Source organism: Clostridium septicum (assembly GCF_003606265.1).
GTDB lineage: Bacteria > Bacillota > Clostridia > Clostridiales > Clostridiaceae > Clostridium > Clostridium septicum.
This window is the reverse complement of record NZ_CP023671.1, coordinates 1,653,255-1,680,022: the sequence shown is the minus strand read 5'-3', so window position 1 is coordinate 1,680,022 and position 26,768 is coordinate 1,653,255. Positions and strand designations below refer to the sequence as shown.

Annotated in this window: 17 protein-coding genes; 16 read left to right on the top strand and 1 reads right to left on the bottom strand. The window is 28.4% G+C overall.

Going from position 1 to position 26,768, the window contains the following annotated elements:
• Positions 1-54: 54 nt before the first annotated feature.
• The 13 genes from CP523_RS15990 (at position 55) to CP523_RS07300 (ending at position 17,978) form a co-directional block, all read left to right on the top strand.
• Positions 55-387 carry a hypothetical protein gene (locus CP523_RS15990; RefSeq protein ID WP_162925920.1) on the top strand — a complete coding sequence of 111 codons (333 nt, stop codon included), beginning with the start codon at positions 55-57 and terminating at the stop codon, positions 385-387.
• Between the two features lie 145 nt (positions 388-532).
• Positions 533-961: a regulatory YrvL family protein gene (locus tag CP523_RS07355; protein WP_049178069.1), complete on the top strand. Its 429-nt coding sequence runs from the start codon at positions 533-535 to the stop codon at positions 959-961.
• Positions 962-1,688: 727 nt separating this feature from the next.
• The gene (locus tag CP523_RS07350) at positions 1,689-5,048 is read left to right on the top strand and encodes a sigma factor-like helix-turn-helix DNA-binding protein (protein ID WP_066673768.1); all 3,360 of its coding nucleotides are present in this window, start codon (positions 1,689-1,691) and stop codon (positions 5,046-5,048) included.
• Positions 5,049-5,051: 3 nt separating this feature from the next.
• Positions 5,052-7,082 carry a DEAD/DEAH box helicase family protein gene (locus tag CP523_RS07345; RefSeq protein WP_066673766.1) on the top strand — a complete coding sequence of 677 codons (2,031 nt, stop codon included), beginning with the start codon at positions 5,052-5,054 and terminating at the stop codon, positions 7,080-7,082.
• Positions 7,075-7,263 (top strand): CxC ATPase DNA modification system associated small protein, encoded by a 189-nt coding sequence (locus CP523_RS07340; protein WP_066673765.1) that lies wholly within the window; start codon positions 7,075-7,077, stop codon positions 7,261-7,263. Before CP523_RS07345 ends, CP523_RS07340 begins: the two co-directional genes overlap by 8 nt.
• Positions 7,264-9,291: an AAA family ATPase gene (locus CP523_RS07335; RefSeq protein WP_066673764.1), complete on the top strand. Its 2,028-nt coding sequence runs from the start codon at positions 7,264-7,266 to the stop codon at positions 9,289-9,291. It abuts the gene before it with no gap.
• Positions 9,292-9,297: 6 nt separating this feature from the next.
• Positions 9,298-9,750 (top strand): hypothetical protein, encoded by a 453-nt coding sequence (locus CP523_RS07330; protein WP_066673759.1) that lies wholly within the window; start codon positions 9,298-9,300, stop codon positions 9,748-9,750.
• 317 nt (positions 9,751-10,067) lie between these two features.
• Positions 10,068-11,957 carry a hypothetical protein gene (locus CP523_RS07325; RefSeq protein ID WP_066673757.1) on the top strand — a complete coding sequence of 630 codons (1,890 nt, stop codon included), beginning with the start codon at positions 10,068-10,070 and terminating at the stop codon, positions 11,955-11,957.
• 306 nt (positions 11,958-12,263) lie between these two features.
• On the top strand, positions 12,264-14,231 hold the full coding sequence (locus CP523_RS07320) for a carbohydrate-binding domain-containing protein (protein WP_066673755.1): 1,968 nt from the start codon (positions 12,264-12,266) through the stop codon (positions 14,229-14,231).
• Positions 14,232-14,255: 24 nt separating this feature from the next.
• On the top strand, positions 14,256-14,990 hold the full coding sequence (locus CP523_RS07315) for a polyphosphate polymerase domain-containing protein (RefSeq protein ID WP_066673753.1): 735 nt from the start codon (positions 14,256-14,258) through the stop codon (positions 14,988-14,990).
• 20 nt (positions 14,991-15,010) lie between these two features.
• Complete coding sequence (locus CP523_RS07310; RefSeq protein WP_066673751.1) at positions 15,011-15,700, top strand: DUF4956 domain-containing protein; 690 nt, start codon at positions 15,011-15,013, stop codon at positions 15,698-15,700.
• 197 nt (positions 15,701-15,897) lie between these two features.
• Entirely contained in the window at positions 15,898-16,572 is a 675-nt protein-coding gene (locus tag CP523_RS07305; protein WP_066673750.1) for a response regulator transcription factor, read from the top strand.
• Between the two features lie 2 nt (positions 16,573-16,574).
• On the top strand, positions 16,575-17,978 hold the full coding sequence (locus CP523_RS07300; protein WP_066673749.1) for a sensor histidine kinase: 1,404 nt from the start codon (positions 16,575-16,577) through the stop codon (positions 17,976-17,978).
• A gap of 119 nt (positions 17,979-18,097) precedes the next feature.
• Here the strand turns inward: CP523_RS07300 and CP523_RS15985 are convergent, their stop codons facing one another.
• Positions 18,098-18,253 (bottom strand): hypothetical protein, encoded by a 156-nt coding sequence (locus CP523_RS15985; protein WP_162925970.1) that lies wholly within the window; start codon positions 18,251-18,253, stop codon positions 18,098-18,100.
• Between the two features lie 285 nt (positions 18,254-18,538).
• Between CP523_RS15985 and lacZ the strand changes: the two genes are divergently transcribed.
• The 3 genes from lacZ to treC all read left to right on the top strand — a co-directional run bounded on the left by lacZ (position 18,539) and on the right by treC (position 26,741).
• On the top strand, positions 18,539-23,287 hold the full coding sequence (gene lacZ, locus CP523_RS07295) for a beta-galactosidase, LacZ type (protein ID WP_066673748.1): 4,749 nt from the start codon (positions 18,539-18,541) through the stop codon (positions 23,285-23,287).
• A 288-nt stretch (positions 23,288-23,575) separates the two neighbouring features.
• Positions 23,576-24,988 (top strand): PTS system trehalose-specific EIIBC component, encoded by a 1,413-nt coding sequence (gene treP, locus CP523_RS07290; protein WP_066673747.1) that lies wholly within the window; start codon positions 23,576-23,578, stop codon positions 24,986-24,988.
• 94 nt (positions 24,989-25,082) lie between these two features.
• Complete coding sequence (gene treC / locus CP523_RS07285) at positions 25,083-26,741, top strand: alpha,alpha-phosphotrehalase (protein WP_066673746.1); 1,659 nt, start codon at positions 25,083-25,085, stop codon at positions 26,739-26,741.
• The last annotated feature ends 27 nt before the right edge of the window (positions 26,742-26,768 follow it).

The following is a 26,768-nucleotide window of genomic DNA, read 5'->3' as shown; positions in this document are numbered from 1 at the left end:
TAGTGATTAAGACTTTTTTACATTTAAATAAAAGTATAGAAAGAGGGAGTATAAATGTTTAATAAAGATAATGTGTTCATTGCAGTTAATGAAGAAGTTTCTTTAATAATTCAGCAATATATAATAAGAGAAATTAAGAAGGTATTAGATAAATACAAGAGTATAGCAACAGAAGAAATAGGTAGTGTAGGAAAATTAATAAACAGTATAAGCTTAGAGAATTTCAGTAAAGTTCTAACAGAAAGTGCAACTAGAGAGCAACAGAAGAAATTGCTTCATATGATAATATCAGAGATAACTATAAATGAAACAAGAGAAATAGATTCAATAAAACTAAAAATAAATGATAGCTTGGTTGACTATATAAGTAAAGAAATATTGGAATGAGTGTATTGAATTTAGATATTGCTATATAGAGAATAATAGCAATGAAAATATAAAATATTGAGGTTGGTATAGATAAATAGTATAATTTTATCATGTAGAAATATTTATATTTATTAGGTAAATTAGAATTTGGGGAGTGAAATAATTGAAAGAGATTTGGAACAGACATAAAGAAAAGTTAATAACTTTTCTCTTATGTGGATTATTGTTTGTTGGCGTATTATCTATTATTGCCTTATTAGGTGGAGCGATAATGAAAATATTTGGGTTTGAATATGAGTCAATAGGGAGTATTATTCTGTTTTTTGTAATTGCAACAATTATTTCTTATCCTTTTAGTCTGATAGCTGAGGTATTGCCTAAAGTAGTTCTATCTTTTGGGAAATTGCCAAAACAAATGGCTATACTGTTTTATATTATCTTAGATACGTTTGCTACATTTTATGGTCTGCGTGTTGTCGATTATTTTATGCAGTCTGTTTCGGCAACAGATATTTCTATTATTATTGTATCTTTGATATTAGCTTTATTTGGAATAAATGATGTTGATAAAAAAACTAAAGGAACGGATTGACAAATTCCAGTTTAATTAATAGATGAATATAAAGAAACCTCACTTTATACTGATACGGAGAACCGTACCATAAGTGATACCCCAAATCTATGATTGGGTTGGTAGAACTTACTCAGTGAGCCGATGCGAGTCGAGTTTCAGCTAAGTCTAAAAATCTATGATTTGGGTAGCTGAACTTACATCTACAAAGGAATGTGAGTAGTGTATTTCCTTTAACCTTAGGCATTTATATAACTAGCCTAAGGTTATTTTTATAGGTGCAAATACCATGTCGTAAGCAGTAAGCTATTTACAAAACATGTTATAATAAAGAGTATGCAAAGCAGATAAAATTCAATATTTCAAATCAAATGTAAACAAGAATTTATAAAATAGATAATATTTAAAAGACTACACAATATTAAAATATAGGAAATTCAGGTGATAAATTATATTTTTGCAAAATAATTAATGGAGGATATTATTATGAGCGAAATTAAGTTTTATTCTGAATATGATATGGCATGTGGATAAGCAATTGAAAAAATAATTAAAAAAATTACTGAGAATGTAATAGATACTGATTGGTTAATTAGTGACTTGATAGAATTTCATAATATTATAAAATACATAGATATTGAACGTTTTGTAGATTATATTGCACAGCAGACAGGCGTTGTAAAACGTAGTGAAGAGCGTTACAATATAAGAAATAAAACGAATAGTTAATAAAAAATGGAGTGGATTAATGAAAGAATATATTGAACTAGGGTATGGGTATAATATAACAGAGAATGCAAGTAAGGATTATTTAGAACTAATTAAAATTAATAAAGACAGTAAAGTAGATATAGATCACATTAGAGGTATTTACAGGCGTGATAGATATGCTTTTTTTAAGCTAATAAATGAAATACTTTTAAGAGGTGGAAATTTTCATTTAGAGAAAGAACAAAATATATTAAAAAATATTACTATTGAATCAAATGAATTCATTTTTAAAAGCGAAAATGAATTTAGATCATTAGAAATTAATTTTGAGGAATATAATTTTGGAGATTTTCTTAACAAGTATAAAGTAGATAACGATAAATTCTTTAACTTCATGTTTATCGAGGCCTTCAAAGTTATTGATAGAAATGTAGATATTGAAAAATTGAAAGAAGAATTTATTAAAGTTGGATTTAAAATATTTAAAAAAGAAACTTTTGAAAGAAAATATATTGACAAAGTAAATAAAAAATGGAATACGATAAATGAAGGGCAGGAGGATAAAGAAACAGATAATGAATATCTAATTATAGAAGAATTAAATAATATAGTTACTTCAATTCCAGAAGATATTAAGTATAAGGAAGTAAAGGAAATTTTTTTTGAATCAAATGAGAGAATGTTTATAGATTATTGCATGAAGAATGATATTCTACTAATTAATGATTTAGATGGGAAATCTCTTTACAATTTTTCGAAGTTTAAAGGTATAGGTAAAAAGAAGTTTGATTTAGTTAAAGAAAAATTAGAAAATATTGAAGAGATTATACTAGCAATTGAATCTAAAATAGGGGGAAAATATGATGATGGAATTGAAACAAAATATGAAAAATATTTAGAGGAAATTAAAGAGTTGAACCTATTAAATGAAAAGATTGAAGATATATTTAATCAAAGAACATTCTTGACTTATTGTTATCAGAATAATAAGGAGAAGTTAAAGGATATATTAGAAGAGATAGAGACTGGTTTTATAAGAATACCTAAGATGGGAGCTACAAAATGTAAAAGGTTATTTAGTGAATTAGATGGACTAATAGATGATACTAAATCACTAAATAACCTTTTAGCGGATTTTATCATTAAAATTAATGAATATTGGTTTAAAAAAATAAAATTTAAAAAGATTAAAGATATAGCATTATTGCTAGAGATAGATTTAAATTTAAATGGTATTGGAGAGAAAACGTTTGAAGAAATTCAAAATACAAGGTTAGGTGATTATAGCTTAGATAAAGAATATAAAAAAGAAGTTGTAGATGTTATATGGAAAATTAATAACTTAATGGATATAGATAGTATAATAGAGACTTCTGTTAATAGTCTTAAGGATGACGATAAAAAAATATTAAAACAAAGGTATTTATTAGGAAATACCCTTGAGGAAATAGGTAAGGAATATAATTTAACAAGGGAAAGAATAAGACAAAAAATCATTAAGGCAAATGAAAATTTAATGAGAATGTATAATAACTATGATATTATAAGTAGTCTTAAATTAGAGTTTATTAATTCTAAGTTTATTGGAATTAGCGAAATACTTAATTTTGTTAATGAAGAAAATAGATCCGGAATTAAAATTTTCTTAGAATTAAGGGAAGATTTAATTTTTAAATATATGGAAATACTCACTTTAAATGATGATGGATATATTGAAGAATTAAATAATGAGATCGTAGAGTATTTAGATGAAGAGTTTATTATAGACGATGTTATAGAGGGATTAAATGAGATATATGAAATAGTAGGTTTTAAGGATTTAGAAAAATACAAAATAGAAAAACACTTAATTAAATTAGGATATAGAAAGTATGGTAAATTATACTCTAAAAATACACTTTCCCTACAAAAAGGATATGAGTGGATTGCTAATAGATATATTGAAAATTCGATAAGAATAGATGATGAGGGATTAGATCTATTAAAGAGGAAATATATTGAGATTTTTGAAGAGGATATTTCAGATAAGAGTATAAGAACTGTTGAAGCTAGGATAATGGAAAATCCTAATATGATTTGTATAGATAAGAGAGAATATATTCATATAACAAAATGGAATGTTCACGATGAAACAAAGCAGGTAGCAGATAAGGTCTTGGAAGATACATTGAAATTGGTTGAAATTACTACAGCTCAAGATGTTATAAAATATCATGAAAGTGAATTATCTAATGTAGGTATCCACAACAAGTATTATTTTTACTCCATAATAAAATATTTCTTTAGTGATAAATATAGTACAGGTAAGGGAAATACTATGTCTATAACTTATAATGCTAACAAGGATATTATGAGTAAAAGTAGGGAAGATATTGTCAAAGAGTACATTAGTGAAAATGGTGGAGCAGTATTGAAAAATGAAGTTTTAAGTGAACTTAGATGGGAACTATTTAAGTTAGAAGATACCATTTCAAAAAGTAATGAAATTATTAAGATTGGAAATTATATTACATTAATATCAAATGAACTATTAAGTGAAAATATAAAATCAAAGTTTAAATATATGGTAAGTGAATCATTAAGTAAATATGGAGTTGTATCTACACAACTTATTTATTCTAAGTCTATGACTGATACAGAACTATATACTTTCTTTAAATACTTTCATATTAAATCTGGGGAAGGGATTGCGGCTATTATTAAAATTTTAGATCCGTATTTAAAAGGACATACTAATTTACTGTACTATGAGGATAGTCAGGTAAGGTCACCAGAGGATATTGTCATAAGTAAATTTAGAGAAGTCCATAAAAAAGAAGAAATAAAGAGCCTGTTAAAGGAATTTGGATACAAAGAAGCTAGTATTGGAAATGTATTTACTAAATTAATAGAAGAGAAAGAGTACTATTTAATATCAAATGTAGAGATTGTTTATAAAGATAAACTAGAAGAAATAGAGGAAAATGTAATTAATAATGTATATAGCTTATTGGATTTAGAAATAGGTGAAAAGGAATATATTGTGGTTAATAATATATCAAGATTAAGAAGAAAGTTACCTAGAATTGATTTTACTTGGGAGCCAGAGTTAATATCTAGCTTAGTGAATGGAAATAAGTATAAAAGAGTAAAAAGAGTTTACAATGATTATGTTGGAGGAACAGATAGAGTAATTTTAGTAAAAGATAGTTCTTCAATTGAAAGGTTTGATGAGTTGGTTAAACATATTATTACGAATGAATACAATGGAGTAAAACATATTGATCATATACATAAGTTCTTATTAGATCAAGGTGTAATATATAATAATGAAAAAAATAGATCGTTACCTTATGAAATATTAGCATCAGAATTATTTGAAATTGATGAAATGGGAAGATTTAAGATTAAGGAGTAGTTAATGAGTTCTTTAAGTGATTTAGATCTGCAATTTAAATATAGATCGAATAAAGACAAGCTTAGTATAGATTTTTATGAAAAGTGTTTAAATGTAAGTTCAAGATATGATAGAGCAGTTGGGTATTTTACAAGTTCAAGCTTATCAGCACTTGGAGAAGGTTTAGAAAGGTTTATAAAAAATGATGGGAAAATTAGAATAGTTGCTAATCCTTTATTAGAAGAAGGCGATTATAAAGCTATATTAAGAGGAGAAAAGGCAAAAGAGGATATTATAGAAAAGGCACTATTAAGGCAAATAAATATTTGTAAGGATACAATAAAAAATGATTCACTTAGTACTTTAGCTTATCTTATTAGTGAAGGAAAATTAGAGATAAAAATAGCTTTTTCAAAAGCTAATATATTGTATCATGAAAAGTTCGGTATTTTTTATGATAATTTTGGAAATAAGGTCGCTTTTTCAGGGTCAGCAAACGAAACCTTAAGTGGATTAGTTAATAACTTTGAAAAGGTAGATGTCTATTTTGGAGAAAATGAATTATATAGAATAAATGATATGATAGATGATTTTGAAAATCTTTGGATTAATAAAACAGAAAAGTTAACTGTTATAAATATACCAAATGCAGTTTTATTAAATATGATAAGCTTCAATAAGAAAAGTAGCAATAAAAAAGAAGTAAAACCAAGGCCATATCAGCTTGAAGCTATAAAAGCTTTTAAAGATAATGAATGGAATGGAATATTTGAAATGGCTACAGGTACAGGTAAAACTATTACTAGTTTATTAATTACAAGGGAATATAAAAAAGAGAAAAAAAGAATGTTTTTAATAATACTAGTTCCATTTACTCATCTTGTAGATCAATGGATAGATAACTGTAAGCTACTTGGATATAAGCAAATAATTAAATGTTATGGAAGTAAGACTTCATGGATGACTAAGCTCGAAAGTAAAGTAAGGGATTTTAACATTGGTATAAGTGATTTAGAAGTTGCAATTACCACATATAAATCAGCTTCATCAATAGAGTTTAATGATATTATAAGTAGGATAAAAAATAATGGGTTTATTATAGGTGATGAATGCCATTATTTTGGAGTTAGATCACTAACAAACAATAAATTTGGAGATATAGATGCAAGACTAGGTTTATCTGCAACCCCAGATAGATGGTGGGATGAAATAGGTACAGATAACTTAAGAAGTTATTTTGGGAAAACTGTATACGAATATGGAATGAGTGAAGCAATAAAAAATGGTATATTAACAGAGTATGAATATAATCCAGTTATATGTAATTTAGATGAAGCGGAAATATTAGAATACGAAAAGATAACCAGAAGGATACAAAAGTTCACACTAAAAGAAAATAAGACATATGAAGATAAAAAGGCTATTGAAGAGTTAAACAGAAAAAGAAGTTTAACTTTATCTAAAGCAAAAAGCAAAATAGATATATTAATTAATTTATTAAAAAAGGAAGATATAAAAGAATTAAAGCATACATTGATTTATTGTGCACCAGGGGATATTGATAAGATTACTAAGATAGTAGCAGATTTAGACATAAGAATATATAGGTTTGATTCGAGAGTTGATAATAGTGAAAGGGGTAAGATACTAAAAAGGTTTAATGAAGGGGATATACAAGTACTAGTTGCTATCAAATGCTTAGATGAGGGGGTTGATATACCAGCAACAAGAAAGGCTTTCTTTTTAGCATCAACATCTAATCCACGTGAATTTGTTCAAAGAAGAGGTAGAATACTTAGAAAATCAAAGGGGAAAAATCTAGCGGTCATTTATGACTTTATAGTTATTCCTAGTCAAGCAGAGGAAAAAACATATATAACAATTGCAAAAAAAGAAATGCCAAGATTTGCTGAGTTTTCAAAATATGCTATTAATCAACATAATAGTAGAATGATAATGAGAAAATATTTAGAAATAGTAGATTTAGAACATTTAATGGATAAGTTGCCATGGGAAGTATATAGAGAGCTAAAGGAGGAGTTTGAAAATGAGTAGAGAAAAAACAAAGCTAGATATAAATATGGACTTAAAGGAAAAGATTAATTCATTAGATCCTAATATTGCATTTTTAGCTAATGAGGTATTAGCTGATATTGAAAAAGGAAAGACAGAAAATCAAATAAAAGAGTTCATTAGAGATGAGATAACGGAAATTGTAAAAGAGGAGATAAGATAAATGCAATTAAATAGTATTATAGTGAATAATTTTAGGCAGTATTATGGAGAACAAAAAATTGAATTTGCTAAAGGGGATAAAAATGTAACAATTATATTTGGAGAGAATGGAAAAGGTAAAACAGGTTTATTTAGAGCTTTGATATTTGGAATATTTGGGGAAAAGCATATAAACCAAGATAATAAGAATGATGAGATACATCTTGTAAATTTTAATGCATTGGAAGAAAGTAACGGTTATCCTGTTGAGGCATGTGTGACAGTAAATTTTACTCATAAACAAAAGGAATACATTATAAAGAGAAAAGTAGTTGGATATAAAGCAGATAATAAGATAACTGAAAAAATAAACGGAATAGAATTAAGCATAAAAGATGAAAATGGAAATTATGATAACAAAAACGATCTTACTGATGATGAAAAAAATAAGCTAATAGGAAAGGTTTTTGATTCAAAAATTAAAGATTTCTTTCTTTTTGACGCTGAAAGAATTGAAACATTAGCAAAAACAAATAAAGAATCTAAGTTAGAAGTGGAAAACGGAATAAAAAATCTGTTAAACATAGATAAGTTACAAAAGGCTATAGATATAACCTGGGATTTAGTAAAAGAGGAGAGACGTAATATTAGTAGTAGAGTTAATAATAGCGAAGTTACTAAATGTGAAGAAAATATAAAAAGTATAGAGGAAGAAATAAAGAACATTGAAGAAATAATAGATACAAAGAAAAGTGAAGAATTAGCATGTCAAGAAGAAATAGAATCAATAGACAAGAAATTAAGAGAAAATGAGTCAATTAGACTTATTCAAGATAAGATCAAAGAAAAGAAGATTAATAAAGCAACCAAAGAGGATCTTTTAACTTCTGAAAAGCAAGCTATAAAAGAAAAAAGTTTTTATAAATGTCATATGCTTTTAATGGAGCCTATATATGAGATGGCTAAGGATTACTTAGGACAAGTTGCGATTAAGCAAAAAGATTTAATTCCTTTAGAAATAATACAAAAATCTTTAAATGATGAGATTTGTAGCTGCTGTAAGGTTGATCTATCAAAAAATATTGAAGCTTATAATGAAATAGTTAAGCTTAAAAAGAACTTTAAAAGATCTGAATTAACTCCTTTGATTTCTGAAATAACTAATACTATTAATGAATTTTTACAAGAGAAACATAAAGAGTTAGATAGTATAAAAGTAAGGCTATCTAAGATTAGAGAAATTAAAGATGAAGTAGAAGAGATTCAAGAAGAAATAAACGAGTTAAATGAAGAATCAAAAGGAAAAAGTAAAGGAACAGCTAATCTTGAAGAACTAGAAAAAACTAAAAAAAGATGTGAAGAAAATAAAGAAAATCTAAAAAAGGATATTGGTAATTTAGAAGGAAGAAAAGATTCTTCAATAGATGTTCTTAATAATGAAAAAAGAAAATATGATAGGCTAATAAGCGAAAATGAAGCAGTTAAATTTGATTCTAAAAAATTAGAATATATGAAAAAATTAAATGAAGATCTACAAAATATTTTAGATGGGTATAGTGAAACCATGAGAAAAAATCTTATGGAAGAAACTACAGAGATATTTAAGAAGCTGATAGACAAAAAGGATAAGGCGCTTATTAGTAAAATAAATATTAATCATAAGTATGAAATACAAGTTATAAATAGATTAGAAACTATAATTACACAAGATATATCACAAGGGCAAAGACAAATAGTAGCTTTAGCATTTATAACTGCATTAGCAAAAGTTGCAGGTGGGGATGAGTCCTCAATAGACTTCTCACTATTTATGGATACACCTTTTGGTAGAGTAAGTGGTAATAATAGAGATAACTTAATAGAAAACATACCTTCATTAGCCAATCAATGGATATTATTGTTGACTGACACTGAGTTAACTATAAGCGAAGAGTTTAAAATTAAAGAAGTTGGAAAGCTAGGTAAATGGTATAAGTTGAATCAGATTTCTGATGGATATTCAAAAATTGAAGAAGTAAGTTTAGATAGTAAAATGGCTACAAGGGGGTAAATAAGAATGGATTTTTTAAGAGACCAAGGTTTAATATATACAAGTAAAAAATATGAGGAAATATATATATTCTTAAAAGAGAGATATGATATAAGTTATGATCAGTTATTTACTTTATGTGCTGTAGTAGGCTTTAAAAACAATAGAGCTTTAGAAAGAGAATCAAGAGGAAGAGAGTTTAGAGGTAGTTATCTAAAAAGAGATAATAAAGCAAGCTTATACTCTATTATTTTAAATGATGAAGATTTAGGAAAGCAGATTGATTCTTTTGAGAAAAGTGAATATCAAAAGGAATGTATCAAAAAACTAGAGAAATATGCTGAGGGTGGCATGGAAATACTCGTAGAAGAAGTATTCAGAGGAAAATTGGGAACTAATAAGTTAGATGAAAGATATGATGAATATATTATTGATATAATTAGTTATGTTTATGAAAATAGTATAGAGTTGCCATTCTAGGTTAGAATTAATTCTTTAATATTATTTTATGTTAAGAAATATTGAAATGCTGGGTTTTAACTCATAAATTATTTGATTTAATACTAATATATGTAATTATATTAAGAATAGATGATGAAAATTTGTTAGTAAGTTGATTGTTTAATATTTTTTTATTTGGCGCTAGTTCTTAAATTGATTTTTCATAATAATTAATTTTTATCGATATATTTATACAAAAAATTAAATGAAATAAAAATTTGATTTAATTTTTAATAAAAAGTATAATTATATTTAATAAATGATTTAAATTAATTTTATTAATAGGGGGATAAATCATGAGAAAAATAAAAAAATCATATATAGCACTTTTTTTAGGAATAATATTAATATTAAATCCATCTATAGTTAGTTACTCTTTTGATAATAAAGAAGTAAAAAATGTAGATACTAAGCAAGATAACCAATTAAAAGATGTAGTATACCTTACAGGTGGACAGGGGCCTACTTTTCAAGGCGATGGAACGTTAAGTAATCCGTATCAAAATATTAAAACTGCACTTGATAATGTAAAACAAGGTGGAACTATTAAGATTACTGGAAAGTTCAGGTATTGGAAATATGAGGAAACACCTTCATTATTAAATCGACCACTTATAATAGATAAAGAAGTAACCATTGTAGGGGCAGAGGGAAACAATGAATTTCTTGTAAGGGCACCAATTCAATTGGGCGCAAATGTTACCTTTGCAAACCTTAACATGCAGTTTTGGGCATCTAATGAATTGATGCCAGGTGTACCAGATAGTGGTTTACCACAAACACCTGTAGATGAAGGGACACAATTTAGAAGTGGTAGAACAATTTACCTAGCAGGATATAAATTAACACTAGATAATATAAATACCTGTATTAATGTTATTTCATATCAAAGGGAGTATCGTCCGTATATTAGTGGAGGAACATTTATAGAAGGTGGGCAAACAGGTCCTAAGGCAGTTCTTGAGGTGAAAAACCTTAATAGCGGAACAGAATTTGCTGGAATATATGCAGGAGATTATTGGGTACAAAGAAATTATCCTGTAGAACTTAACGTTAAAGGAAGAGTTTTAGATAAAACAATTCATTCAGGAGGAATAATGGTTCCATCTAAGAGTGATGTTGTAATTAATTTAGGTAATAAAACAAGAGTAAATACAATTAATACAGAAAAACACGATGCTAATGTAGATGTTAATATAAAAGGTGGAGGAGGCATGACAAATGCAACTCTTAATGGGATAAGAAACTTAACTATAGAAAGTGGAGAAATAGTAGAACTAAAGAAAGATAGTAAGTTTGAAGTAGAAAATATTACTCTAAAAAGTAACTCATTATTAGATTTAAGGAAAATTAATGGAAATGCTAAAATAAATGGGAATTTCATAGGGGAGACTAATAGTAGTATTGATGCTGGAAGTATATATTTAGATAATGGTAAAATTTTAGAAGTTGGTGGAGATGTAGAGGGAACTACAATATTAAATAAATTTAGACTAGAAGTTATACCTGTTAAAGAAAATGCTACTTATATAAGAGCGAAGGCAAATGCTACAGGTGATTTTGTAATAAAACCAAACTATCAACAATCTCATTATAAATTAGTAAAAAATATAAATGATGGCTCTTATACTACATGGAATGTTACCCGTAATGATATCAGTAATAAAGATATTTTTAAAGAAATCAGATGGACAAATGAAGATAATGTGATTTTAAAACCTTCAAGTAGTGAAGACTATATTTTTTATTATGAATTTATAAATGATAAAGATGAAGTATATGTACCTGTTGTAGATGATTGGAAGGATATATCTGTAACTTTAACAAGAAAAAATGGTACTGTTCTAAATTTAGATGATAACTTTGATGAAGATATGTCTATGGGAACTTATGTTGATCATGATAAACCTTATGTTTTATTACAGTTTTCACCACAATTTATTAATAAGAATATGCCAGAAGAACTTACATTAAAAATTAATCATAAAGATGAAAAGGCTATTTCAAGAAAAATTTATGTTGGGGAAAAAAAGCCTACTACAACTATTTTAGATTTAGCTACTGCAGCAAGTAAATATAACTTACAAAAGGGGCAAGATGGATATGAGGATATTTATGATTTAAATAATGACGGCATAATTGATATTTTTGATATAGTAGCTATATCAAAATCAATGACTAATTAACTTCTAAAAATAGTATATCCTCATAAAAAGATTAATAATGCAATTGTAAATAATTGAATTAAAATAAATATTTTATTAAGTACAGTAGAATATAATGTTAAATTATATAGCTACGTACTATACTTTTAAGAGAAATATAAAAAATAGGATATATTTAAGCTCTTCTATTAAGGAGGAGCTTTTTTTAGTGTAATAAATCTTCACATAACCATCACATATTAATCACCAAACCTTTAAGTTTAAAACAATAAGACCTCACTTAGTCCTATTAAACTATAGATATAACGGAAGGGAAGGTGAAGGATTATGGCGTATAGAAAAATTTATTGGAGAATGATAGCAGCGATTTTAGGGACATCACTTGTTTTGTCAGGATGTTCAAATAAAAATAATGTAAATAGTGAAAGTGCAAAACAGATAGAAGTAAATCCAGATATGAAAATAAGTCCTTTATCTGTAGAGTATAAAGAATCAGATTATTACATTGATTGGAAAAAGGAAGATTATACAACACTAGATTTAAGTTCAAAAAATGAAACTATTTCTAAGAGTGGTGTTTATGAGATAAAGGGTACTTTGGAAGAAGGAAGTTTAGTTGTTGATGTAGATAAAAACAATGATAGTGGTGTAGTCTACTTAGTATTAAATGGTGTAAATATCTCTAGTAATGATTCAGCACCAATCTATATTAAAGGAGCTAAAAAGGTAGTTATTATCTTAGAAAATGGAACTGAAAATACTATATATCAAGGATCTCAAGTTGTAGTAAATGATTCTAATGAACCTAGTGCTGCGATTTATTCCAAAGCAGATTTAAGCATTACTGGGGAAGGAAGCTTAAAGGTTACTTCAGATTATAATGATGGGATAACAAGTAAAGATGATTTGAAAATAACTAATGGAAATATAGAAATTAATGCTAAATCTGATGGAGTTGTAGGAAAGGATTTGTTAGCAATAGAGAAAGCAAATATTACTATTAAAGCAGGAAAGGATGGTATGCGTTCAACAAATGATATAGATGAGGGAAAAGGAAATATAGTTATTGAGGATGGAAACTTTACTGTTGAAGTAGATGAAGATGGTATACAAGCTTACGGATTATTACAAATAAGTGGAGGTAATTTTAATATAATTACAGCAGGTGGTGCAGATTTAAATACAGAGATAAAAGGAGATATGGGTGGAGGAATGATGTGGGGTAAGCCTCAAGATCCTTACAATTCACAGATGCAACAAGTACCTGAAATGCCACAAAATCCACAAATGCCACAAACATCTGAGATGCCACAAATGCCACAAAAACCTGAAATGCCACAAGCATCTGAAGAAACTCAAGTGGCTGAGGCAACGGAAGAAGATAGTGCAAGTAATAATGCTATTCAAGGTGGTAGCTTACTTTTAACTAATGGTACATTTAATGTTTCATCTTATGATGATGCTCTTCATAGCAAAGGGGATTTAGAAATTCAAGGTGGAGAATATACAATAGCCAGTGGTGATGATGGTATCCATGCTGATGGAACTGTACATATTGTTGATGGTAAAATTGATATAACAACATCTTATGAAGGAATAGAAGGAATTAATTTCACTCTTGATGGAGGAAATATTAATCTAGTAGCTAAAGATGATGGAATAAATGTAAATGATTCTAATGGAATATTAACTATTAATGGTGGTCAAATTCATATAAATGTAAGCGGAGATGGAGTAGATTCAAATGGTACTATTAAAATGACAGATGGTATGGTTACTGTTGATGGACCAACTAATAATGGAAATGGTGCAATTGACTATGATGGAAGTCTTGAAGTTTCAGGTGGAACTTTAATTGCTGTAGGAAGTTCAGGTATGGCACAGGCTCCTAACTCAGGAAGTCAGAATTCTTTACTAATGACATATAGTACAACTCAAGCTGAGAATACAAAGATAGTAATAAAGGATAGTAACAATAAAGAAATTGTAAGTTATACACCAAGTAAGGCATATAACTCTTTAGCAATATCAGTTCCAGAATTACAAAAGGATAATACTTATACTATTTATGCAGGTGAGGAAGAGGTTGTTAGCTTTAAATTATCTGATACAATAACATATCTTAATGAATCTGGAGTTACAACGCAACCGGCTTGGGGTCCAGGAGGAGGTCATGGTGGAATGAAAAACCATGGCAATGGAAATCAAATGATGCCACCAAATGGAATGGAAGATAGCCAACAAGGAGGTCAGATGCCTGTACCATCAATGAATAATGAAAATATAAATGGATAAGAATCAGTGAAAGGAGTAACTTATATGGCACAAAAAACATTTAGACGATATGAGCTTAAATTTATAGTTAATAAAGAGGCTTTTCAGCGTATTACAGCAGAGCTTCCTAAGTACATGAATCTAGATAAACACTGTAGTGATATGGGAACATATATGATTCATAATATCTATTTTGATACACCTGATGATGAGATAATCCAAAAGTCATTAGCAAAACCATATTATAAGGAGAAGTTAAGATTACGATCTTATACTAATCCTATAAGAATGGAAGATAAGGTATTCTTAGAACTTAAGAAGAAAATAGGTGGAATAGTTAATAAGCGTCGAGCGACAATGACATATCAAGAAGCTATAAACTTTATCCGTAAAAGAGAATATCCTAAGAATTGTTCTTATTTAGATGAACAGGTACTAAAGGAAATAGAAGTTTTTCTCAATCGCTATTCAGTAGAAGCAAAGGCTTATCTTAGCTATAAAAGAATTGCATATTATGGTAAGGAAGACCGTGAGTTTCGTGTTACTTTTGATGAAAATATACTAACTCGTAGGGAAAAAGTTAATTTTACATCAGGTGATTATGGAATGGAATTATTAAATAACAAGTATTTAATGGAAGTGAAGATTATTGGTGCTATTCCACTTTGGTTAGCTAAATTACTATCAGAGCTTAAGGTATATCGAGGTGGTTTTTCAAAGTATGGAGAAGAATATAAACGATATCTTAAACAGAAAGATAATATTTTACAGGTAGTTTAATGTAATGGAGGAAAGAGGAAATGTTAGAAAGATTATTTACAAGTAGTGTTGCAGAGACTCTAACTTTAAGGGGGACAATTATTATTGTTTTTGCAGCGTTATTATTAGGATTAGGAATTAGTTTAGTCTATCGTTATATACATAGAGAAGAGGATTATTCAGCAAGTTTTACTGTTACACTTATTATGTTACCAGCTATTATTGCAATGATTATATTTTTAGTAGGAAGCAATGTAGCACGTGCTTTTAGCTTAGCAGGAGCGTTTAGTTTAATTAGGTTTAGAAGTGCGCCAGGAGATGCGAAGGATATTGCTTATGTATTTTTCACATTAGGAGTAGGTCTTGCTTGTGGTATGGGATATATAGGGTATGCAGTTCTATTTGCAGTTATTATTTGCATGGTTATGTATATTCTTTATAAAGTAGAGTTCGATGTAGACAAGAGAAGAAGTATGCGCTTAAAGATTATATTACCAGAGGATATGGAATATGAAGGTGCATTTGATGAAATTATGAAAAAATATACTTATAATTATAAGCTAGTAGGTGTTAAAACTAAAGAATTTGGTTCTTTATTTGAATTACTTTATGAGGTTGTATTAAAACCGGAAACTCAATCAAAAGTTTTTATTGATGAACTAAGATGTAAAAATGGTAATCTAAATATTATGTTAGGCATGAAAGAAAGTAAAGAAAACTTGAAATTTTAGTTAGTTATTTAATTTAAAATATTTTACGAGAATTTCCAAAACCTTTTATGTGAATACTATTATGGAAATAATATAAAAAATATAATCCTTTAAGGTTATTAATATTTTTGTGAAAGAGTTTTTGTTAATAATATTAATAAAAGTTATATAAGAAATATAGTAGTTAATCTATAATAGTATATAGTGAGGTGAGGAATATGGCTAAAATATTAGTGGTGGATGATGAAGAAAAACTACGTGGCGTAATAAAGAAGTATGCAGAGTTTGATGGATATGAGGTAATAGAGGCTGCTGATGGAATGGAAGCTGTTCTGAGATGTGAAAAAGAAGATTTTGATATTATTATTATGGATGTGATGATGCCAGAATTAGATGGATTTTCTGCTGTTAAGGAAATCCGTAAAAGCTCAGATGTACCTGTCATAATGCTATCAGCTCGTGGAGAGGAATATGATAAACTCCATGGTTTTGATTTAGGTATAGATGACTATGTTGTTAAACCATTTTCTTCTAAGGAAATTATGAGACGTGTAAGTGCAATTTTAAGAAGGGTTGGTACCAATGTGCAGAAAATCAATCATGATTTATTTAAAAAAGATGGATTAGTGGTTGATATTACAGCTCATAAGGTAACTATAGACGGGGAAGATATAGATATGTCACCTAAGGTTTATGAGTTATTGTTCTATATGATTCGTAATAAAAATATTGCTTTAAGTAGGGAGCGTCTTATTACTGAGGTATGGGGATATGATTATTTTGGTGATGATAGAACACTAGATACCCATATTAAATTACTAAGACAGGCTTTAGGTAAGTACTCTAAGTTAGTTGTAACTTTACGTAATATAGGCTATCGGTTTGAGGGATAGATATGAAAAATCTAGGGATTAAATGGAAAATATTTTCTTATCTACTATGCTTTTGCGCCATACTTTTATCAGTACTTTGGATTTTTCAAACAGTATTATTAAGTAGTTTTTATCGAAGTATTAAGGTAAAAGAGACTAAAAAAACAGTAAAAGAGATTGTTAGTTTAATAGAGAATAATGAAGATTTAATGCCAGTAGCTTCAGAACTGGCAAGTCGTAATGAAAGTTATATTGAGGTAATGACCTCAGAAGGAATAACTTTAGTTTCTGTTGGAGATATGAAAAATAGAATACAGATGGATAAAAAACACATTCTTTTATCAAAATTAAAGAATGGTGAATATGTGGAGTACTATAATAAGAAATTAGAACCCCATAATATGTATCCTCAGAATGATTTTAAAGATAGAGGACCAATTGAATCTATTATGTATATTAAAGAGGCCTCTAATGGTCAAATTGTTTTAATTAACTCTATGATTTCTCCGGTGAATGCTACAGTAAATACTTTACGTTATCAACTTTACATTATAACAGGGCTTATGATTTTATTTTCTATTGTATTTGCTATAATTATTGCCCATAGAGTCTCTAAACCTATTGAAAAATTAAATAAAAGTGCAAAATATTTAGCAAAAGGTAAGTATGATATTAATTTTACTCATGAAGGTTATAGAGAGATTGGAGAATTATCAGATACATTAAATGTAGCATCTATTGAGTTAAATAAAGTTGAAAGTTTAAGGAGAGAGCTTTTAGCAAATATATCTCATGATTTAAGAACTCCTTTAAGTCTAATATATAGCTATGCAGAAGTTATGCATGATTTTCCAGAGGACATTACATCAGAACAAACACAAACAATAATGGATGAGATAGAAAGATTATCTTCATTAGTGAATGATGTATTAGATATATCTCAATTAGAATCAGGAAATCAAAGTTTAACTATGAATAGATTTAATCTAACCAAGAATTTAGAAGCAACGTTAGAGAGAATAGAGGAGCTTGTACGATCAAAAGGATATGAACTAGAGTTTAGCGCAGAGAAAGAAGTTTGGGTAGAGGGCGATGAAATTAAACTAACTCAAGTTTTTTACAATCTACTAATTAATGCAATAAATTATACTGGTGAAGATAAAAAAGTGAGTGTGCGTCAGCTTGTTGATAGTGATAGTGTAAGAATTGAGGTTATAGATACAGGAGATGGAATTGCTAATGAAGATATACCTTATATTTGGGAACGTTATTACAAAGTTGATAAAAATCATAAACGTGCTATAACAGGAACGGGGCTAGGGTTATCCATTGTAAAAAAGGTAATGGAAATGCATGGAGGTAATTACGGTGTTGAATCAGAGCAAGGAAAGGGAAGTACTTTCTGGTTTACATTAAAAAAAGCGTGATATTAGGCTAATGTTGATAAGATATATTATAAAAATATAACTAAGACTTTAAATTATATGCACAAAAGAGGTAAAAGGAATACTTTAGGAATACTTTGATAAAAGTATTCCTTTTATATTTAGAATCCCTTCTTTTTTGCTTCTAATCCACTTTCATTAAGAGCAGGTTTTTCAATGGTAGTATTAAAGCTATTTTTAGCTTTTTGACCTTGAGATTTAGTACCATTTTTTAAGTAATTTTCTTTAGAAAGATCTTTATAGTTTTTACTATCCATATTTTATTTACTCCTTAAATATTTTGTTACTTTTAGTATGGATAACTAATGTTAAAATATCCTAGAAATATTTGTTAAATAGTAATATTAAATTTAAAATAAAAGCAAAACAGTTTTATTGAGTAATATTGTGTAAATTATTAATATTTAATAGCGTAAAAAATAAAAATACATAAAGAAAATATTTACATAAATTAGAATAAATGTTAATATATTATTGTCAGAATAGTACTGTCATAATGTTATTTTCAAAATAAGATATTGAAATTTCTTGGAGGGAATATTATGTTAAGCAAAAAGACATTGGTTAAAGTTTTAGCAGTAACATTAAGCACAGGTATATTATTAAATAATGTAGATACAAGTATATTAGCAGATGTTATAAATCAAAAAAATGATGCGACGGAATTCTGGGCAAGCAATCCTGAAAAATTTGAAGATAATAGAGAGAAAGCCCATTCTACTATGATGCCATTTAATACAATTGAAGAAGCATTAAATAATCCTAATTACTCAGATTATTCAAACTCAACTAACTATCAAACATTAAATGGAGATTGGAAATTTAATATAGTAGATAAACCATTTCAAGATATAAAAGATTTCTATAAGTCTGATTATGATATTAGTGGATGGGATACTATATCTGTACCATCAAGCTGGCAACTACATGGATATGATCAACCAAGATATAATGACACAGCATATCCTTGGGAATATCAAGAGACACAACCTAACCCGCCAGATGTACCAACAGATTATAATCCAATAGGCTATTATAAGAAATCGTTTACCATACCTGAAGGATGGACTGATAGAGAGATATTTGTTTCTTTTCAGGGAGTAGAATCTGCTTATTATTTATATATAAATGGAGAATATGTGGGATATAGTGAAGATAGTTTTACAGGACATGATTTTAATATAGGCAAACATTTAAAAGAAGGAGAAAATGAAATTGCAGTTAAAGTTCATAGATGGAGTGATGGTAGCTGGTTAGAATCACAAGATATGATTAAGATAAGTGGGATATTTAGGGATGTATTCTTATACTCTACACCTAAAGCACATCTTAGAGACTATACAGTAGTTACTGATTTAGATGAACAATATATAAATTCACAATTAAATGTAAAAGTAGATGTTGCCAATTATGGATTAGAGAATGATGGTAAATATACGATAAAAGGTTTAGTTTACAATGAAAATAAAGAATTAATTAAGGAGCTATCTCAAGAAATAAATATAAATTCATCAAATAATGAAGATACTGTTGCTGAACTTAATACAATAGTTGAAAATCCAAAAAAATGGTCAGCAGAAACACCAAATTTATATACGATTGTTATTGCTCTTGAAGATGAAGAGGGAAATATAATAGAAACAATAAGTAATAAATTTGGGTTTAGAGAAATAGAAATATCAAATAGTCAGGTTAAAATAAACGGACAACCAATATCCTTTAAGGGAGTAAATAGACATGAATTTCTCCCAGATTCAGGTAGAACTTTAACAGAAGAAAGTATGATTAAAGATATAGAGCTTATGAAGCAGAATAACATAAATTCTGTTAGGTCATCTCACTATCCAAATGATCCAAGATGGTATGATTTATGTAATGAATATGGATTATATGTAATGGATGAAGCAAATGTAGAAACACATGGAAGATTAGATGAAATTCCACAAAGTAAACCAGAGTGGAAGGAAGCAGTTATAGATAGAGAAAGATCTATGGTAGAAAGATCAAAAAATGAAACATCTATAATAATGTGGTCACTAGGAAATGAGTCTAGTGGAGGAGAAAACTTTGAACATGCAGCTAATTGGATAAGAGAAAATGATCCTACAAGACCGATACATTATGAACCATATAGAGATGTAGCAGATGTATATGGAAGAATGTATAGAACAATAGAGGAAATGGAAGCTTATGCACAAGATACAGATAACAAAAAACCTTATATTCAATGTGAATATGCCCATGCTATGGGAAATAGTGTAGGTAATTTACAAAAATATTGGGATGTATTTGACAAATATGATAATATGCAAGGTGGTTATATTTGGGATTGGGTTGATCAATCAATAAAAATGACAGATGAAAAGACAGGAGAAGAGTACTTTAGCTACGGTGGAGACTGGGGAGATGGAGATTTTACAGATGGAAATTTCTGTGCAAATGGATTAGTGTCAGCCGACAGAACAGTACAACCTGAACTTCAAGAGGTAAAAAAAGTATATCAAGAAATAAAGATAAAAGATGTAGATGTTATACATGGTAAAATTAACATTAAAAATGAACTTTTATTCACAAATGTAGATGAATATCAAGGAAATTGGGAGTTAAGAGCAGATGATGAAGTTATACAAAAAGGAAACTTTGATATAAACATAGATCCATTGTCAAATAAAGATATGGTAATACCATTTGAAACGCCAGAAATAATACCGGGAACAGAGTATTGGTTAAATATAAGTTTTACTTTAAAGGGAGATGAATCTTGGGCAGGTATAGGACATACAGTTGCAAAACAACAATTTAAGCTTCCGTTTAACAATCCATCAGAAAAAGCTTTAGATATAACATCAATGTCTCCAGTTAATGTAAAAGAAAACAATAATGCTGTATCAATAGAAGGTAATGAATTCGATGTTAAAATCAATAAAGAAACAGGAGCTTTAGAATCGTATAAGCTTAATAAAAATGGTGAAAAGGTTGAATTAATACAAGAACCTCTAGTACCAAATTATTGGAGAGCTTTAAATGATAATGATAAAGGGAATGGAGCAGAAGAAAGATTAGCAACATGGAAAGAAGCAGGAAAAAATTCAAAAGTTAAAAATATTAATGTTGTAAAAATAGATAATAAGGCTATTAAAATAGAATTAGAATTAACTGTTCCAACAGAAGTAGAATCAACATTAAAGTTAGATTATACGGTTTATGGAAACGGTGAAGTAGTAATAAGTAATACATTAAAAGCAGGTGAAGGTTTATCAGAAATACCTGAAATAGGTATGATGCTTCAATTACCTTCAGAATTTGAAAATGTAACTTGGTATGGAAGAGGACCAGAAGAAAACTATATAGATAGAAATACAGGTTATGATATTGGCGTATATAATAAAAAGGTAGACGAGTTCTTTATACCATATATAGAACCATCAGAAACAGGAAATAGAACAGATGTAAGATGGGTAACACTGACAAATAATAATGGAGTTGGTTTAATGGCATCTGGTTTACCAACAATAGAATTTAATGCGTTAGAATATACACCAGAGGAGCTTTCTTCAGGAAAACGTCATCCACATGAGCTTGAAAAGGCAGGAAATGTAGTATTAAGACTTAATTATAAACAAATGGGCGTAGGAGGAGATACTAGCTGGGGTGCAACTCCACATCCAGAATTTATGATGGAAAGTGAAAAAATGTATAATTACACATTTAAGATAAATGGGATAACTAAAGAAGATTCACCAATGGAAATAAGCAAAATTAACTCGAGTTTGCAAATGAATTTAGTAAACGATATCAAGGCAAATGGAGTAAGTATACAAAATTTTGATGAAAATATTACAGAATATGATATAGAGTATTTAGAAGGTTCATTAGATACTCCTCCAGTAATAGAAGTTGAAACAGCTAATGATAATATAAAAGTAGAAGTTAGGGATTTAGAAACAATATCAGGTATAGCTACGGTTAAAGTAGTTTATAACGATGAATTATTAGGGAAAATATTTAATAAGACTTATAAATTAAACTTTAATACTAATAATGTAGTTTATGCATCAGATGTAGATTGGGAAAGTGCAACATCAGGAATGTATGAAGTTAAAAAAGATCAGACAGTAATTGGAAATCCATTAAGAGTGAAGGTTAATAATAATATAACTATATTTGATAAGGGAATAGGAACTAATTCAGATTCAAAAATAGTTTATAATTTAGAAGGTAAGGATTATGAAAAGTTCGAAGCATATGTTGGTTTAGATAGAGGGGTATCAGGTTATGGTCCATCTATATTAGCTAGAGTGGAGGCTGATGGAGTAGAAGTATTTAATAGTGGAAGAATTTATAGTACTTGGAATGCTCCTAAAGTAGAAGTAGACTTAAGTGGTGTTAAGGAATTAGCCTTATATATTGATTCTTATGACGAAAACATTAAGTATGACCATGGTACATGGGCAGATGCTAAATTTATTAAAAATGCTAAGAGTACAGATACATCGCTTTCAGAAATAAAGGTAAATGGAAAAGCAATAAAAGACTTCGATGCAAAAAAATATCAATATGATATAGTATTACCAAAAGGAACAACAGAAGTTCCAGAGGTAACGGTAACAAAAGTAAATGAAAATGCTAAAGTGTTTATTACAAATACAGATAATATTCCAGGAGAAACAGTGATAAAGGTGTTATCAGAGTCAAGTGCAATGAATACTTATAAAATAAAGTTCACAACAGATGAAAAAGTAGAGGTATCAAAAGAGGAATTAAATGCATTGGTAGAGAAAATTGAAAGTTTAAATGAAACTGAGTATATTCCATCAACTTGGAAAGCCTTACAAAAGGAATTAGCAAAATCTAAGAAGGTATTAGCTAATTCAAGTGCAGCACAAAAGGATATAGATAAGGCTTATAATGACTTAAATAGAGCTTATTCAGAGTTAATATTAAAACCAAATAAAGATAAATTAGAAGAGTTAATAAATAAAGCTGAAGGTCTTGATTCGAAACAATATACAAAGAAAAGCTGGAGTAATCTGAAAAAAGCATTAGCAGCAGCGAAAAAGACTTTTACTAATGAAGAGGCAACTGAAGATGAGGTAAAAGAAGCTGAAAAAGAATTAGATTTTACTATACAAAATCTTGAACTAAATGATAAAGGAAGTAGCGGTTCTAATGGAACTGGAAGTGAAAATTTACCGAATACAGGAGGTACACCGGCAGCTACTGTAGGATTAGTTGGAATAATTACAACAGCAATAGGTTTTTATATAAAAGAAAGAAAAAGAAAAAATTAAAATAGTAAAGATATTTACAAAAAAGTAAGAGAGTGTTGATTTATATTCAATACTCTCTTACTTTTTATAAATAAAAGAAATATGAAATTATAATAACAGAATATATTCTTATAATATCTGCAAACAATAAAAGGATAAAAGTGAAAAGTTAATAGATTTATATAAGGCAAATAATTAACATATTTTTCTTGTGAAAAGAATTACATAAATTTATTGACGAACTTGTACGTACATGATATTATGAAAACATAAAAGATGTACGTACAAGTTTAAGTAGGAGGAACTATTATGGGAAAATTTATTGATGATTCAAAAGCTTTACTTGAATATGTAGGTGGGAAAGAAAATATTGGAGCAGTTACACATTGTGTTACTCGCATGAGATTTGTGTTAAAAGATACATCATTAGCAAATAAAGAAAAGATTGAGAGTTTAAAGTCTGTAAAAGGAACATTTATACAAGCTGGTCAATTCCAAGTTATAATAGGGAATTCAGTTGGAGATTTTTACAATGATTTTGTAAAGATATCTGGCGTAGAAGGAACGAGCAAAGATGATGTTAAAGATGCAGCAAAATCTAATATGACTTTTATGCAAAGACTTATGGCAAATTTAGCAGAAATATTTTCACCACTTATTCCAGCTATAATAGTTGGTGGATTAATATTAGGATTTAGAAATTTAATTGGAGATATTAAATTTTTTGAAGATGGTACAAAGAGTTTAATAGAAATATCACAATTTTGGGCAGGAACACATAGCTTTTTATGGTTAATAGGAGAAGCTATATTCCACTTCTTACCTGTAGGTATTACATGGGCTATAACTAAGAAAATGGGAACTACCCAAATATTAGGTATAGTTTTAGGGATTACGTTAGTATCACCTCAACTTTTAAATGCGTATGCAGTATCTAGTGGTGGAGAAATTCCTGTATGGGATTTTGGATTTGCACAAGTTAATATGATAGGATATCAAGCTCAAGTTATTCCAGCTATACTTGCCGGTTTCTTATTAGTATATCTTGAAAAATTCTTTAGAAAAATTACACCAGCATCAATTTCGATGATAATAGTTCCATTTTTCGCTTTAGTACCAACTGTACTTATTGCACATGTTGTACTAGGACCAATAGGTTGGACAATAGGCTCATGGATATCAACAGTTGTATATGCTGGTTTAACATCATCATTCAGATGGTTATTTGCAGGAATATTTGGATTTGCTTATGCACCATTAGTAATTACTGGATTACATCATATGACAAATGCAATAGATCTTCAGTTAATGGCTCAAGTGGGAGGAACATCATTATGGCCAATGATAGCTTTATCAAATATAGCTCAAGGGTCAGCAGTTTTAGCAATGATATATTTACATAGAAAAAGTGAAGAAGAAAAGCAAGTTTCAATACCAGCTTGTATTTCAGCTTACTTAGGCGTAACTGAACCAGCTTTATTTGGTATTAACTTAAAATATGGATTCCCATTTATTTCAGGAATGATAGGATCAGGTATAGCAGCTATAATATCAGTAGGATCAGGGGTTATGGCTAATGCAATAGGTATTGGTGGTATCCCAGGAATCCTGTCAATTCAACCAAATAGTATACCGATGTTTGCAGTATCTATGGTTGTTGCGATAGTTGTACCTTTTATATTAACAGTAGTAATAGGTAGAAAGAAAATAAATGTAGCATAATTTAAAGTAAATAAATTTAATAAGAGATATATGGATAATATATATGATAAGTATATATTATCCATTCTTTACTAGATAAGGGGAGATAAATAAAATGAAAGATTTTAGAGAAAGTGTAGTTTATCAAATATATCCTAAATCATTTAATGATTCTAATGGAGATGGAATTGGAGATATAAACGGAGTAACTAAGAAATTAGATTATTTAAAGTTATTAGGTATAGATTATATATGGCTAACACCCATTTACATATCTCCACAAAAAGATAATGGTTATGATATTGAAGATTATTATAAAATAGATCCAAGAATGGGTACTATGGATGATTTTGAGAATTTAGTAAAGGAAGCTAAAAAAAGAGGTATAGAAATAATGCTAGATATGGTATTTAATCATACTTCAACAGAACACTGGTGGTTTAAAGAAGCACTAAATGGTAATGAAAAATATAAGAATTTTTATATTTTTAAGAAAGGTAAAAATAATGGGGTTCCTACAAACTGGCACTCTAAATTTGGTGGTAGTTCATGGGAGTATGTTAAGGAATTAGATGAATATTATCTTCATCTATTTGATGTTACTCAGGGAGATTTAAATTGGGATAATGAAGAAGTAAGAAATGAAATATACAGTATAGTTAACTTTTGGATTAAAAAGGGGGTAACTGGATTTAGATTAGATGTAATTAATCTTATATCTAAACCAGAGCTTTTTGAGAATGATAGTAGTGGTGATGGAAGAAGATTTTACACCGATGGGCATAATATACATAAATATATAAAAGAACTTAATAAAAATACTTTTGGTAAATATGAAAATATAATTACAGTGGGAGAGATGTCATCAACTTCAGTAGAAAATTGTATTAAATATTCAAACCCTGAAGAAAAGGAACTTTCTATGGTGTTTAATTTTCATCATTTAAAGGTGGACTATGTAAATGGTGATAAATGGACTTTAATGGATTTTGATTTTATGATGCTAAAAGATATATTTAAAAAGTGGCAAGAAGAAATTCAAGAAGGTAATGGATGGAGTGCTTTATTTTGGTGCAATCATGATCAGCCTAGGGCAATTTCTAGATTTGGAAACGATAAAGAGTATATTAATGAAAGTGGTAAGATGTTAGCTACTACTATTCATATGATGAGAGGAACACCTTATATTTATCAAGGTGAAGAATTTGGTATGACTAATCCATATTTTGAATCAATAGAAAAATATAGAGACGTTGAATCCATAAATTATTATAATATATTAAAAGAAAAAGGTGAATCAGAAGAGAAAATTTTAGAGATATTAAAAGCTAAATCAAGAGATAATTCTAGAACTCCTATGCAATGGAATAATAAAGAAAATTCAGGATTTACAACTGGAGTTCCATGGATACCTATAGGAAAGTTATCTAAGGAAATAAATGCAGAGATTGCAATTAAAGATAGTAATTCAATATTTAATTACTATAAAAAATTGATAAAATTAAGAAAAGAGTATGATGTGATTTCTAAAGGAAATATAAAAATGATATTAGAAAATCATAATAAGGTATTAGCTTATGTTAGAAACTATGAAAATAAAAGTTTAATAGTTTTAAATAATTTTTATGGAGAATATACTAAGGTAAATATTCCTACAGAATTATTAAACAATAATTATAATATATTGATATCAAACTATTCAGATTCAAGTAAATTATGTGAAGAAATTACTCTTAAACCATATGAATCCATTGCTTATTATATTGAGAAATAGGAGTTATTTATGTTAAAATAACTCTGG

Excerpts from the sequence above, each read along its gene's own strand:
- CP523_RS07350 (WP_066673768.1), top strand. The coding sequence starts at position 1,689 with ATGAAAGAATATATTGAACTAGGGTATGGGTATAATATAACAGAGAAT.
- CP523_RS07305 (WP_066673750.1), top strand. The coding sequence starts at position 15,898 with ATGGCTAAAATATTAGTGGTGGATGATGAAGAAAAACTACGTGGCGTA.
- CP523_RS07345 (WP_066673766.1), top strand. The coding sequence starts at position 5,052 with ATGAGTTCTTTAAGTGATTTAGATCTGCAATTTAAATATAGATCGAAT.
- CP523_RS07340 (WP_066673765.1), top strand. The coding sequence starts at position 7,075 with ATGAGTAGAGAAAAAACAAAGCTAGATATAAATATGGACTTAAAGGAA.
- CP523_RS07320 (WP_066673755.1), top strand. The coding sequence starts at position 12,264 with ATGGCGTATAGAAAAATTTATTGGAGAATGATAGCAGCGATTTTAGGG.
- CP523_RS07325 (WP_066673757.1), top strand. The coding sequence starts at position 10,068 with ATGAGAAAAATAAAAAAATCATATATAGCACTTTTTTTAGGAATAATA.
- CP523_RS15985 (WP_162925970.1), bottom strand. The coding sequence starts at position 18,253 with ATGGATAGTAAAAACTATAAAGATCTTTCTAAAGAAAATTACTTAAAA.
- CP523_RS07310 (WP_066673751.1), top strand. The coding sequence starts at position 15,011 with ATGTTAGAAAGATTATTTACAAGTAGTGTTGCAGAGACTCTAACTTTA.
- lacZ (WP_066673748.1), top strand. The coding sequence starts at position 18,539 with ATGTTAAGCAAAAAGACATTGGTTAAAGTTTTAGCAGTAACATTAAGC.
- CP523_RS07315 (WP_066673753.1), top strand. The coding sequence starts at position 14,256 with ATGGCACAAAAAACATTTAGACGATATGAGCTTAAATTTATAGTTAAT.
- CP523_RS15990 (WP_162925920.1), top strand. The coding sequence starts at position 55 with ATGTTTAATAAAGATAATGTGTTCATTGCAGTTAATGAAGAAGTTTCT.
- CP523_RS07330 (WP_066673759.1), top strand. The coding sequence starts at position 9,298 with ATGGATTTTTTAAGAGACCAAGGTTTAATATATACAAGTAAAAAATAT.
- treC (WP_066673746.1), top strand. The coding sequence starts at position 25,083 with ATGAAAGATTTTAGAGAAAGTGTAGTTTATCAAATATATCCTAAATCA.
- CP523_RS07335 (WP_066673764.1), top strand. The coding sequence starts at position 7,264 with ATGCAATTAAATAGTATTATAGTGAATAATTTTAGGCAGTATTATGGA.
- treP (WP_066673747.1), top strand. The coding sequence starts at position 23,576 with ATGGGAAAATTTATTGATGATTCAAAAGCTTTACTTGAATATGTAGGT.
- CP523_RS07300 (WP_066673749.1), top strand. The coding sequence starts at position 16,575 with ATGAAAAATCTAGGGATTAAATGGAAAATATTTTCTTATCTACTATGC.